This is a genomic window from Thermococcus sp. 101 C5 (assembly GCF_009372125.1).
Lineage (GTDB): Archaea > Methanobacteriota_B > Thermococci > Thermococcales > Thermococcaceae > Thermococcus_A > Thermococcus_A bergensis.
In genome coordinates, this window is sequence record NZ_WHIZ01000015.1 from 24,329 (window position 1) to 34,863 (window position 10,535).

16 protein-coding genes and 1 tRNA gene are annotated in these 10,535 nt (G+C 44.3%); 10 read left to right on the plus strand and 7 right to left on the minus strand.

Translation table 11 applies throughout. The features are described 5' to 3' along the window. Entirely contained in the window at window positions 1–921 is a 921-nt protein-coding gene (locus GBV73_RS03650; RefSeq protein WP_042698211.1) for a type II secretion system F family protein, read from the plus strand. On the opposite strand, the gene GBV73_RS03655 is transcribed toward GBV73_RS03650, so the two are convergent. Then, window positions 907–1,389, minus strand: coding sequence for a peptidylprolyl isomerase (locus GBV73_RS03655; protein ID WP_152879369.1), 483 nt, complete (start codon window positions 1,387–1,389; stop codon window positions 907–909). The two genes, GBV73_RS03650 and GBV73_RS03655, sit on opposite strands and share 15 nt — an antisense overlap. A gap of 129 nt (window positions 1,390–1,518) precedes the next feature. On the opposite strand from GBV73_RS03655, the gene GBV73_RS03660 reads away from it, so the two are divergent. Further along, window positions 1,519–1,806, plus strand: a complete 288-nt coding sequence (locus GBV73_RS03660; protein WP_087036282.1) for a hypothetical protein — start codon at window positions 1,519–1,521, stop codon at window positions 1,804–1,806. Here the strand turns inward: GBV73_RS03660 and GBV73_RS03665 are convergent, their stop codons facing one another. Together GBV73_RS03665 and GBV73_RS03670 are read right to left on the minus strand one after the other, a co-directional pair. Further along, window positions 1,807–2,301, minus strand: a complete 495-nt coding sequence (locus tag GBV73_RS03665) for a DUF2118 domain-containing protein (RefSeq protein WP_087036284.1) — start codon at window positions 2,299–2,301, stop codon at window positions 1,807–1,809. It lies immediately after the preceding gene. A gap of 136 nt (window positions 2,302–2,437) precedes the next feature. After that, a complete protein-coding gene (locus tag GBV73_RS03670) occupies window positions 2,438–3,262 on the minus strand; it encodes a carbohydrate kinase family protein (protein WP_152879371.1) in 825 nt (274 codons plus the stop codon). A 120-nt stretch (window positions 3,263–3,382) separates the two neighbouring features. Between GBV73_RS03670 and GBV73_RS03675 the strand changes: the two genes are divergently transcribed. Then, window positions 3,383–4,204, plus strand: coding sequence for an LAGLIDADG family homing endonuclease (locus GBV73_RS03675; RefSeq protein WP_152879373.1), 822 nt, complete (start codon window positions 3,383–3,385; stop codon window positions 4,202–4,204). Window positions 4,205–4,239: 35 nt separating this feature from the next. Here GBV73_RS03675 and GBV73_RS03680 read toward each other — a convergent pair. After that, window positions 4,240–4,317 (minus strand) — tRNA-Met (locus GBV73_RS03680). Window positions 4,318–4,537: 220 nt separating this feature from the next. Here GBV73_RS03680 and GBV73_RS03685 point away from each other — a divergent pair. The 3 genes from GBV73_RS03685 to GBV73_RS03695 are packed head-to-tail and all read left to right on the plus strand — an operon-like array spanning window position 4,538 to window position 7,363. After that, on the plus strand, window positions 4,538–5,698 hold the full coding sequence (locus GBV73_RS03685) for an aconitase X catalytic domain-containing protein (protein ID WP_152879375.1): 1,161 nt from the start codon (window positions 4,538–4,540) through the stop codon (window positions 5,696–5,698). A gap of 9 nt (window positions 5,699–5,707) precedes the next feature. After that, window positions 5,708–6,100 (plus strand): DUF126 domain-containing protein, encoded by a 393-nt coding sequence (locus GBV73_RS03690; RefSeq protein ID WP_152879377.1) that lies wholly within the window; start codon window positions 5,708–5,710, stop codon window positions 6,098–6,100. A gap of 42 nt (window positions 6,101–6,142) precedes the next feature. Continuing rightward, window positions 6,143–7,363 (plus strand): site-2 protease family protein, encoded by a 1,221-nt coding sequence (locus tag GBV73_RS03695; protein WP_152879379.1) that lies wholly within the window; start codon window positions 6,143–6,145, stop codon window positions 7,361–7,363. 17 nt (window positions 7,364–7,380) lie between these two features. Here the strand turns inward: GBV73_RS03695 and GBV73_RS03700 are convergent, their stop codons facing one another. The 3 genes from GBV73_RS03700 to GBV73_RS03710 form a co-directional block, all read right to left on the minus strand. Then, window positions 7,381–7,794 carry a type II toxin-antitoxin system VapC family toxin gene (locus GBV73_RS03700; RefSeq protein ID WP_152879381.1) on the minus strand — a complete coding sequence of 138 codons (414 nt, stop codon included), beginning with the start codon at window positions 7,792–7,794 and terminating at the stop codon, window positions 7,381–7,383. After that, on the minus strand, window positions 7,791–8,033 hold the full coding sequence (locus tag GBV73_RS03705; protein ID WP_253910292.1) for an AbrB/MazE/SpoVT family DNA-binding domain-containing protein: 243 nt from the start codon (window positions 8,031–8,033) through the stop codon (window positions 7,791–7,793). Before GBV73_RS03705 ends, GBV73_RS03700 begins: the two co-directional genes overlap by 4 nt. A 134-nt stretch (window positions 8,034–8,167) precedes the next feature. Then, entirely contained in the window at window positions 8,168–8,710 is a 543-nt protein-coding gene (locus tag GBV73_RS03710; RefSeq protein WP_152879383.1) for a hypothetical protein, read from the minus strand. 78 nt (window positions 8,711–8,788) lie between these two features. On the opposite strand from GBV73_RS03710, the gene GBV73_RS03715 reads away from it, so the two are divergent. The 4 genes from GBV73_RS03715 to GBV73_RS03730 all read left to right on the plus strand — a co-directional run. Next, the gene (locus GBV73_RS03715; protein ID WP_042698154.1) at window positions 8,789–9,274 is read left to right on the plus strand and encodes a class III signal peptide-containing protein; all 486 of its coding nucleotides are present in this window, start codon (window positions 8,789–8,791) and stop codon (window positions 9,272–9,274) included. Window positions 9,275–9,394: 120 nt separating this feature from the next. Further along, window positions 9,395–9,841, plus strand: a complete 447-nt coding sequence (locus GBV73_RS11530) for a class III signal peptide-containing protein (RefSeq protein ID WP_152879385.1) — start codon at window positions 9,395–9,397, stop codon at window positions 9,839–9,841. 49 nt (window positions 9,842–9,890) lie between these two features. Continuing rightward, the gene (locus GBV73_RS03725) at window positions 9,891–10,220 is read left to right on the plus strand and encodes a class III signal peptide-containing protein (RefSeq protein WP_152879387.1); all 330 of its coding nucleotides are present in this window, start codon (window positions 9,891–9,893) and stop codon (window positions 10,218–10,220) included. A 7-nt stretch (window positions 10,221–10,227) separates the two neighbouring features. Beyond that, on the plus strand, window positions 10,228–10,535 hold a 308-nt coding region (locus GBV73_RS03730; RefSeq protein WP_152879389.1), incomplete at its 3' end, for a hypothetical protein.

The following is a 10,535-nucleotide window of genomic DNA, read 5'->3' on the forward strand; positions in this document are numbered from 1 at the left end:
TTGGCCGAAATTAAATTCCTCCGACCTCTTGCGAAGGCCCTTGAAAAAGTACTTCCCCAGAGGTGGGTTAGAAGATATGAGCTCTTTTTGTATTCAGCGGGAATATCATTTTTGGCGCTTGAATTTTTGCTGGTATCCTTACTGCTGGCATCCGTTGTAGGGGTAATAGTTTTCATTCTGTCTCCAGTCAAGATCTACGCAATTCCACTATCTCTTGCGGTGTTTTTGGGAATTGCGTATGTTTATCCATACTACCTCCTATCCAAGAAGATAGAAGACATGGAAAAAAATCTTCCCGATGCGTTCTTCTACATTGCAAGCTCTTTGAGAGCAGGTGTTTCTTTCTCAGAGGCTTTAGAGGAAGCTTCAACTGCGAGGTTTGGGGCATTGACGGAAGAATTCAAGAGAACCGTGCAGGAGATAAAGAAGGGCAGATCAACAATAGAAGCTCTAAAAGCTTTTGCAATAAGAAATAGGAAATCTTCGATAATTTACCGCTCTACGATGATTATCTTGGAGGCTTATGAAAGAGGAGCCCCAATGGCGGATGTGCTTGTGGCAGTTGCCAACGACGTCCGTGAAATACTGAGAATAAAAAAGGAGAGGAAAGCTTCGACTGGAATGCAGGCAATGTTCTTTATAATTGCAAGTGGGTTCATAGGGCCAGCTATCCTAGGAATTGTTTCCCAAATTATGAATAGCATGAGTTCTCCCGAAATGGGGTTTACTCTGCCCTTAGAAGCGATAGGAAATATTTCCCTTGCGTTCGTGGCAATACAGGCCATAGTTTCAGGCTTGGGGATTGGAATAATAAGAGAAGGGAAGTTCTCCGCAGGCTTCAAATACAGCGCAATGCTGGCTATACTTGGAGAGATAATATTCCTTGTGGCTACCAGGGTTCAGATATCAGGCTTCATGTGATTCTGGCTTTGCCTTTTCTATATCCACTATTTCCACTTCAAATATTACTGTTTTCCCTGCCAATGGGTGGTTGAAGTCTAAAGTAACGCTTTCTTCTGTAATTGCTGTTATCCTTGCTATTCCGCTGTCGGTCATTATGTATGCTCCCTCGGTGGGTTCTATGCCGGCCTTTTCAAACTCACTTTTTGGAACGTCGACTATCAAGTCTTCTCTCGGCATCCCGTAACCCTTTTCGGGAGGGACCACTATAGTTTTCTTCTCTCCAACTTCCATTCCTACAAGGGCTTCATCCATTCCGGGGATAAGCTCGCCAACACCTACATTAGCACCCAGAGGCCCATATGTCCTGTCTTCCACATAAATGCCGGCTTCTTTAGCGATATCCTCATAAGTTGTATCGAATATCTCCCCGTTTTCAAACTTCCCAACGTAGTTAAAAACCACGAAATCTCCTTTTTCAACTTTCATTTTTTCACCAACCAAATTTCTTCGAGTGTAACTCCTCCGCGGCCTTTATAACATTTTTGGTCAGCATTATACAAGTTTGTGACAAAGTATATATACCTCTTTGGTCAAAAAATTAATGGGTGATTTTATATGGGGGAGTTCGCAGAGATGCTTAAAAGGGAATTTGGTGGGTTGGAAGTAAAAGAAATATACTCAACGAAGCTGGGAGAGAGAAATATTGAAATACTTGAAGTTGAAGCAGGGAGTTCGAAGTTTCTTGTAATGTTTCAAGCTGAACCCAAGAAACACGACCTCCACAGGTGGTCACTCATAATAACAAGTGCAAACAATACAAGAACAATTCAAGGGATGGACACGCTGGATACGTTAAAAATGAGAATCAAAGAAAACGTAAGGGCGATAATTGAGGGCCTGTAGCTATTCCTCGGGGAGGATGTAGTAGATATAATGGGGCCTGTTTGTGAACTCGTCGATGTAAACCACTACCCCGTTCTTTGGGGGCTTTAGGTAGTGCACTTCTCCTTTTTTTGTCGTTACTGCGGCAAACGCATCGCTTTTCCTAACCCTGTTCCCCACTCCAGCTATTATTGTGGAAACAAATCCCTCCACTGGAAGCAACATTAGCTCGTCTCCTTTATACAGCCTTATCTCTGTTCTCCTGTCCGGGAGAATTATTCTCGCATCACAGAGCATTTTATGTTCGTATTTATCCACATATAAGTGAAACCTATCGTAGACTTCTTTTCGCAAAAATTTCGCTTTTTTAACGTCTATAAACTCCGGGAGCTTTTGTCCCTTTTGTATTCTAGCCTCTATGTTATCTTGGATGACTATGCAGTCAACTTTTGCAGTATCCCCTTCAAAGCACTCTTCAAAGTCTGCCTCAACGAATAATTGTGGAAGCTTTTCCATATTCTCACCCAGTTTTTTCCAAGTTGTACGACTTTTTAAACCTATCTTTACATAATTCTACGCGATGGTTACATTATGGGGTACGGGCTGCCGGCAATATGCCTGCTATGCATTCTCAAAAAATAGTTATGAACGATTAGATGCTCCAGCTTCCCTTTTTCTTAAGCACTTCTCTTGCCCTCACCAGCCCCTGCCTTACGCACTCTTCGAGGTCTTTTCCCTCTGCGTAATAAGCCAGAAACCCTCCGGCAAAAGCGTCTCCCGCTCCGGTAGGGTCTACAATTTCCTCTACTGGAAGAGCATTGAACTTTTTGAAATCTCTCCCGTCATAAAGCAGAACTCCCTTCTCTCCCAGGGTTACCACGACAATTTTGGCTCCCCATTCATGAAGCGTTTCAGCGGCTTTTGTGACTTCAGTCTCTCCTGTTATCGTCATCGCCTCCCTCTCGTTTGGGAAGACCACCTCGACTCTTGACACTATTTCCTTCATGAGCCCTCTTTTCGTTCTGTATTCTTCCATGTAGGTTGGATTAAAATCCACGGTGATTCTTTTGCCCTCTAGCCGGTTTATTGCTTTTAACTGTTCCTCTGGAGGTATTGGTGAGATGTGGAATATTTTAGCACTGAGGTAATCTTCCGGGATCTCTGTTTCGCCCATAGCCTTGGCAACGCCCATCTCAACCGGCGCGTCCACGCTCCCGTCTTCGTGGTAGATCATGTAGATGTGCATTGTTTTTCCTTCGAGGACGTGAACTCCCCGGATGTCGAGGATTCTTTTGAGGCTTTCCAGCCACTCCTTGGGAAAGTCCTTGCCTACCTTTGTTACCAGTCCCACCTTTGCTCCGCTTAAAGCGGCGGAAGTCGCTACCGCTGCCGCTGCTCCCCCGGGAATGATTACCTCTCTCTTGTCTGGAAAGATTATGTGGTCAATCGCAACGTGCCCGAGAACTACCAGATCCATAGCAAGCCCTCTCTGGGCTAATTGGGGAGGGTTTATTAAAGTTCCCGATTTCATTTTAATAAGTATGAGTTGTATAAAAATTACGAAAAAGATTAAAAACAAAGAAGCGCAATCGATACCATGCGCAGGTTAAAAGACCTTGGACAGAATGAACTTGAGGAGCTTGTTAATTATGTTAGGGAGTTGAGAGGTTCTGGCAAGGGTTATTCTGAAATAACAAGAATAGTATTCGCGGAAAAGGGCATAAAAATTTCCAGAGCAACGGTTTTGAGATGGTGCAAAGGAAAGCATGAGCCGTTTAATAAGATCAAGCTCGTTAAGTTGGAACCCTCTCCCCATTTATCTTACGTCATTGGGGTGTACTTTGGAGATGGGAGCATTGGTTTGAGTGAGCATAAATATCGGATTCGGCTAAAGGTTGTTGATAGGGAATTTGCTGAAGCATTTGCCAGAGCCCTCGAAGATATAGGGGCTAACGCAAGAGTTTACGTGGAAAGCGACGGGAGGAGAGACAGGTTCGTTGCCGAAGCTACTAGCAAGTTCCTTTATATGTTTTTGAAACAGCCGAAAGAGGCTTTGTTTGAGGTTGCAAAGGAATATCCCAGAGAGTTTCTCCGAGGGTTCTTTGACAGTGAAGGATGCTTCAATTTCAATAAAAATGAAAGACAGGGGTTTGTTAGTGCTTCAAATTACAACAGAGAAGTTCTAACTTTTTGTCAAAAAGCTTTAGAAAGCTTGGGAATAAGTAGCAAGATAGTTTTAACAAAAAGAAAAGGCACCACAGTAAAGATCTGGGGAAAAGAGTACCAATACTCCTCAGACCTCTATGAAATAAGGATTTACAGGAAGGACGACCTTTCAAAATTTTACAGACTAATAGGATTCACAATATCGAGGAAACAAAAACTCCTTGAAGAATATCTAGGCATTCACAAAAAATGATGCTCAAAAACATACACCAATGTACAAAAATAGGCTGGTAGCGGGGGGAGGATTTGAACCTCCGACCTCCGGGTTATGAGCCCGGCGGGCACTCCTAGCTGCCCCACCCCGCTGCACGACCCGTTAGTTATTAATAGGAAGTCGGTTTATAAAGTTTGCGGTGTTTCTTTTGAATATTCCAAACCCTCAATGCTTCATCAAAACCCCCTAAAAGCTGTTTCGACTTTTTAACGCCCTACCCTAGCTCAACAACAATTACTCTGCTGAATTGGGATGCAGAATTTTTGAGGAAAAACCCTTAAACTTACCCTCCAAATTTATCCCGGTGGTAGGATGTACCTTACAAAAGAGGAGGAGTTGATACTTGCAGGAGAGTACGGCTATGCATTGCAGAAGGCTATGGAGATTCTCGTGGCTTTGGGAGAGATATATAACGCTGACAGGCTGATTCCGATAAAAAGTGCTCAGGTGGCTGGTGTTTCCTACAAAAATATCGGTGATGCGGGAATAGAGTTCCTCAAGGATTTCGTGGATGCGGGTGCAAAGGTTAGCGTTTACACTACCCTTAATCCGGCCGGAATTGGGGACGAGCTCTTTATGGAGAAACAGAAGGAAATACTCGAGCTCTATAGGGCAATGGGGATAGAGGTTACCTCCACCTGCACTCCATACTACGGTGCAAACCTTCCAAAGTTTGGCGACCATATAGCATGGAGCGAGAGCTCTGCGGTTATCTTTGCGAACTCCATAATTGGAGCCAGAACCAACAGGGAAGGGGGGCCCTCAAGTCTGGCAGCTGCAATTGTTGGCAAAACTCCAAATTATGGTCTTCACCTTGAGGAAAACAGAAAGGCAACGGTTATTGTTGAGGTAAACGCAAAGCTTAAGGACTTTGCAGACTACAGCTTCCTGGGCTACTACCTCGGCAAAGCTCTAAAGAACGACATACCCTACTTCAAAAACCTCAAGCCCGAAAAGACGGACTACCTTAAGGAGCTTGGTGCTTCGATGGCTGCAACTGGCTCAATAGCCCTCTATCACGTTGAAGGGGAAACTCCGGAATACAGACACGCCATAGCGGATAAGCTTGAGAAAATTGAGGTAGATGAGAGAGAGCTGGAAGAGGTCAGAGAGAAGTTCAACGCAGAGTGGGGAGAGATAGATGCAATAGTAATAGGCTGTCCCCATGCTTCGATTCAGGAGGTAAAAGAGGTTGCCGAGATTTTGAAGATGAGGGGGAAGCCCTTAAAGGTTCCGCTTTTAATAACTGCAAGCAGGGCTGTGAAGGCTCTCTCAGATGTTTTGGGCTACACTGACGTCATAGAGCGCTACAACGGGAAAATAATAGCCGACAGCTGTTTAATAGTCTCCCCGGTTGAAAAGTGGTATAGGGGAATAGCCACAAACAGCGGAAAGGCGAGCTTTTACTTCTCCTCAGCCGGACTAAAGGTGAGGCTTGAGAATACGGAGAAGTTACTTCTTGATGCCCCGTGAGGTGGGATTATGAAGCTCAAGGGAAGAAAAATCACCAAGGGAAAAGCAAAGGGAGTTGCCCTTGTCTCAAAAAAGCCGCTCTCCTTTTTGGGTGGCGTTGATCCGAAGACCGGGATTGTGAAGGACGTTGAAAGCGACATAAGGGGAGAGAGCATAAAAGACAAAATTCTTGTGTTTCCAAGGGGCAAGGGCTCGACTGTCGGCTCTTATGTCCTTTACCAGCTGAAGAAAAACGGTGTTGCGCCTAAGGCGATAATAGTCGAGGAGGCAGAGACGATTGTAGCAACGGGAGCTATTATAGCCGAAATCCCCATGGTGGACAAGGTGGACATAAGCAAAATCAAGAGCGGTCAGGTCGTTGAGGTCGATGCGGACGAGGGGGAAGTTGTCATAGAGGAATAGTTTTTAAGCTTTCTTCCATATTCTTTTTAAGTGGTGGAGAAAATGGCAAGGGGTATTTACGAGTGTGTTAAATGTGGCCATAGAGAAGTTAAGGAGTCTAATGCGGCTTTATTAGAAAACTCATGCTCGGAGTGCGGCTCTGATATGGTTCTTGTTGGCTTTGAGATTGAGCCCGTTGAAGAGCCCATTAATGAGCCTCTCATGGAAAAGCTTGGCGAGTTTTATTCCCTTGGCGAGATGCAGACTAAAGGAGACGTCATGGCTTTTGAGGTCCTGGAGATAAAGGAGACCAACTTCGAGAGGGTTCTTAAGGAGCTTGAGAAGCTTGGTTACTGGGCGGCGTTGAAAAAGAGGGAAGGAAAGGTAGTTCTCTTTGTCTTTCCGGCACAGCCTGCGAAAGAGGAAAACCCCTTCATAGGGATCGGGCTATTCATTGCAACCCTTTTGAGCACGCTCTTTGCTGGATACTGGCTTTCGACCTCGTATATAGCCTTCCTTGAGCAGTATAACCTCCCGGGAATAAGGAACGTATACCTCAATGCTATAGCCTTTTCAGTAAGCGTCCTTGCCATCCTTGGCACCCACGAGATGGGGCATAAAATAGCCGCTACCCTTCACGGCGTGAAGTCCACTTTTCCCTACTTTATCCCATTTCCGAACATTCTGGGAACCCTTGGGGCTGTTATAAGGGTTAAATCCCCAATACCCACCAGAAACGCTGCCATCGACCTTGGCGCGAGCGGGCCGATAGCGGGTTTTGTCGTTGCAATCCCAGTCCTCCTCATAGGATTAAAACTCTCCCCCATGTTGCCGATTTCTGCCGTAGCTGAAGAGGGGGGAATAGCATTTGGTCAGAGCCTTATAATGCTCATTCTCGAAAAATATCTCTTTAGAATCCCCGAAGATTACGTTATCTACCTCCACCCGGTGGCGATAGCGGGGTGGGTCGGAATCCTCGTGACCTTCCTGAACCTAATCCCAGCTGCCCAGCTTGACGGCGGGCATATAGCGAGGGCTTTCCTTGGAGAAAAGCTCCACTCGATTTTGACCTTTGGCCTGGGGTTGGCTATGATTGGCATGAGCGTCTTCTGGGCTGGATGGCTTCTCTGGGGCTTTGTCATACTCCTGATGGGGAGGATAGGAAACCCCGGTGCGCTGGACGAAGTAAGCCCCATTTCACCGAAGAGAATAGCTCTGGCTCTGATTGTGTTGCTCATATTCATTCTCTCAGCGACCCCGGTTCCGATAAGCGTTGTCGGGTGAGCTTTTGGTTTTTAAATTTAAGCGATTTTTCTGTTCTTCTCAGCTAGCTTCATAAATTCTTCGGGTGTATGGACTTTTTCATACCACTCAAAGTCTTTTTTATTGTAGGTTACTAATGGAGCGTTGAGCTTTAGCGCCAGTGAACATATCATATAATCCCTCGCGTTCTTTCTAAAGTCCCACCGTCCCCAGACTGCTTTCACAGTTTTCAGAGCACACTCTCTGTCGAACTCCAAAACTTCAATTCCTATGCTGTTCAACAATGCCTCGATTGCACTTTTGCCTTCCTCAATGCTCCCTCGCTTTTTTGATAGGTGATAGAGATACTCTGTGTAGCTTACCGAACTTATTACAGGAGAATAAGGGGAGCTCCTTAACCAGAGCAGAAACTTCCAGTTATGAAAAACGTTTGTATCAAGGACAACCTTCATTCTTGTTCCTCCTTGAACATTTTGCTCATTCCTTCTCTCATTTCTTTTACCGTTTCTTCGATGTCTTTTGAAAGTTCAGCCATCTCTTTAACGAAATCCTCCAGACGCTTTATTACATATCCCTCCTTGGTCCTAATGAACACAATTTCATCGCCCGCTTTAATTCCGAGAGCTTCTCTTACTTCCTTGGGAATCGTAACCTGGTATTTTCTAGTCACGCTTACCATTACACTCACCATTATAGTATTACATACTTCACACTATTAATACTTTTCTCTCTACAGTGCAGGAACAAAATCCCATTAAAAAATCAGGATAGTGGAATTATACCTGGAGGATTTTTAAATACTCGCAGTTCAAAAACTCGCTTAGATCAGCTTTGCTTCTTCTCCTTCAGTATCTGCTCGATGTCGTTGTAGATGGAGTCCCTTGAGACGCCGAAGAGCCTTGCCAGCTCGGAGATGTTCAAAACTTTAACGTTCCACCCAAAGAGTTCAAGGGCTTTTCTTAGGATTGCCCTCCTTTCTTCAATGCTCAGGTTCTCAAAGCTCTCCCTTTCCTTGGGTATGTTCACGACCGCTATTGCAACAGCATATTTTCTTCGGGTTATGGGCATTGTGTAGGTTCCGAAGGTGAAGTCAACTATTTGGGCATTCTTTATCTTTTCTCTCATCTTCTCTTGCAGCCTTTCGAGGACGTCCTTGCCTGATGAGTACTCAGCTATTATCATCTTCTCATGGTTTTTGTCTGGCTCTATGCTTAGGCTTATTCTAACACTCATGAAGGCACCGAAGGAGAGTTCTATCTTGGCTTTATCTATTTTTCCCGGGATTTTCTCTAAGTCCTCGGCTTTTTCTCTAAGCTCCTTTAAACAGCCTTCAATGCTCGATGACTCGCACTCTATGAAGACCAGCATCGCTATCCCCATTTTTGATTATCTCATAGGCAGAATTGGGGAGAAAAATATTTATTTTTTTCTAAAGATGAGCAAAACATGAGCCGAAAAGCTCAGGGTTCACTGGAGTACCTCTTTATGGTTGCTGCGGCATTGATAATAATCCTCGTTGCGGTGAGCCATATCAGCAGTTCCGGAGGTCGAGTTGCCCAGCAGAGTGATATTGCCTCTTTACAGAGCCAAGCTGAGCTTGCAAAATCCCAGCTAGAAGTGAAAGACCTCTGGAACGATGGATACTGCTTTTACATTCTCTCGGAGAGTTATTCCAAGGACAAAGTTGGCTCCGAATACGGCATAAGCATAAAGGACAAGGGCTCAAATGGGAAGTGTGATAAGAGTGACAAGATTATCTACTACCTCGACTACAGAAATGCAAGATACAAAGATGAGATCAAAGCCCTCTATGGGGACGATAGGTATAAGCTGAAAACCCTGAAAGAGCTGTATGACCTCTGCCTAGCAAACGATGAAAACGCTTGTAAGGTAATAATCACCCTCGACGAGTCGTTGTGGATTCCTCAATAGTTTGGATTGCATCAAGACCTGCAATTTTGCGGTAATAATAAGCATAATTGCGGGGAAAGGTATTTATATGTCTTTGGCTTAATTTATGTTCGAAGATATCCTTTCGGGGGTGTTTGGGAAATGATAAACTTGAAGAAGTTGTTTAGAAGGAAGAAGGGTCAGGGTGCGCTGGAGTACCTCTTTATGGTAGCAGCAGCCCTGATAATAATATTTGTTGTTGTGAGGTATATAACTGGGGCTGGCCAAGAAGCGACAGGACAGATTGACCTTACAATATTACAAAACAAAGCAGAACTTGCAAAATCTTCAATGGAAGCCAGAGGATGGAATTTAGATAGCTACACCTTAGTTACAATAAAGAAAAATGAGAACAAATTCGAGATTGATAGTAATGGTGATAATACGGCAGATATAACTGTTAGCTATGCAAAAAGTGACTATAAGGATGACATAAATCAGTTAACTGAGGCTGATTACCAGGGAAAAACTATCAAGGAACTCTATGATATGTGCTCAGCTGGAGATGTGGGTGCATGTAAGATAATGGCTGCTCTTGGAGGTAGCTGATATTTTAGTTTAACTTTAGTTTAACTTTTCTCTTTTTTGGGTGATTTTTATGAAAAAAGCTCAAGGTTCTCTTGAGTATTCTGCAATGGTTGCCCTTGCCCTTGTAATAATATTGATTACTGTTTTCTGGTTTGGAGAAGGTGTTGTTCCGAAGGCTATAAAGTCTACGGAGCAAAATCAACTTTTGGCTTATCAAGACAATGTGGAAACTAAAGTGCAGTACCTAAAAACAAGCGAGAAGTGGGACACCCTCAAAACCCAAATCATCTCCTGCTCGAACGGGCAGTGTGAGTTCAACGGAGAGACAAAGGAAATAGACGACTCCACCTTTACATACTCGGATACCCTTGAAAACGCCTCACTCAACAGTTCTTCCTAAGCGGGGCGTGTTTATAGTAACCTTTATTAGGGTTTTTGCTGAATTCTTTCAGGTGGTTGTCGTGATCCCCAGATGGGATCACAGACTCAAAGACCCTGAAAGCGTGGCATTCACAATTCTTGACGTTTTAGCAGACTTCGAATCAGAAGGAAAGCTGAAGAACCTGCCAAAATCCAAAAAATTTCCAGTAAAAACAATACTGGCAATACTCCTCTTTAAACAATACTACAACCTACCCCTCAGAGACGCCCAGCACTACGGCAGAAAATTCTTCGGAGCAAACATTCACTACTCAACCCTCCACAACTGGGAGAA

What these genes read in the sequence shown, in the direction of transcription:
- GBV73_RS03695 (WP_152879379.1), top strand. Translation starts at nt 6,143, where the DNA reads ATGGCAAGGGGTATTTACGAGTGTGTTAAATGTGGCCATAGAGAAGTT.
- GBV73_RS03685 (WP_152879375.1), top strand. Translation starts at nt 4,538, where the DNA reads ATGTACCTTACAAAAGAGGAGGAGTTGATACTTGCAGGAGAGTACGGC.
- GBV73_RS11530 (WP_152879385.1), top strand. Translation starts at nt 9,395, where the DNA reads ATGATAAACTTGAAGAAGTTGTTTAGAAGGAAGAAGGGTCAGGGTGCG.
- GBV73_RS03655 (WP_152879369.1), bottom strand. Translation starts at nt 1,389, where the DNA reads ATGAAAGTTGAAAAAGGAGATTTCGTGGTTTTTAACTACGTTGGGAAG.
- GBV73_RS03715 (WP_042698154.1), top strand. Translation starts at nt 8,789, where the DNA reads ATGAGCCGAAAAGCTCAGGGTTCACTGGAGTACCTCTTTATGGTTGCT.
- GBV73_RS03710 (WP_152879383.1), bottom strand. Translation starts at nt 8,710, where the DNA reads ATGCTGGTCTTCATAGAGTGCGAGTCATCGAGCATTGAAGGCTGTTTA.
- GBV73_RS03670 (WP_152879371.1), bottom strand. Translation starts at nt 3,262, where the DNA reads ATGGATCTGGTAGTTCTCGGGCACGTTGCGATTGACCACATAATCTTT.
- GBV73_RS03700 (WP_152879381.1), bottom strand. Translation starts at nt 7,794, where the DNA reads ATGAAGGTTGTCCTTGATACAAACGTTTTTCATAACTGGAAGTTTCTG.
- GBV73_RS03705 (WP_253910292.1), bottom strand. Translation starts at nt 8,033, where the DNA reads ATGGTGAGTGTAATGGTAAGCGTGACTAGAAAATACCAGGTTACGATT.
- GBV73_RS03675 (WP_152879373.1), top strand. Translation starts at nt 3,383, where the DNA reads ATGCGCAGGTTAAAAGACCTTGGACAGAATGAACTTGAGGAGCTTGTT.
- GBV73_RS03725 (WP_152879387.1), top strand. Translation starts at nt 9,891, where the DNA reads ATGAAAAAAGCTCAAGGTTCTCTTGAGTATTCTGCAATGGTTGCCCTT.
- GBV73_RS03660 (WP_087036282.1), top strand. Translation starts at nt 1,519, where the DNA reads ATGGGGGAGTTCGCAGAGATGCTTAAAAGGGAATTTGGTGGGTTGGAA.
- GBV73_RS03690 (WP_152879377.1), top strand. Translation starts at nt 5,708, where the DNA reads ATGAAGCTCAAGGGAAGAAAAATCACCAAGGGAAAAGCAAAGGGAGTT.
- GBV73_RS03665 (WP_087036284.1), bottom strand. Translation starts at nt 2,301, where the DNA reads ATGGAAAAGCTTCCACAATTATTCGTTGAGGCAGACTTTGAAGAGTGC.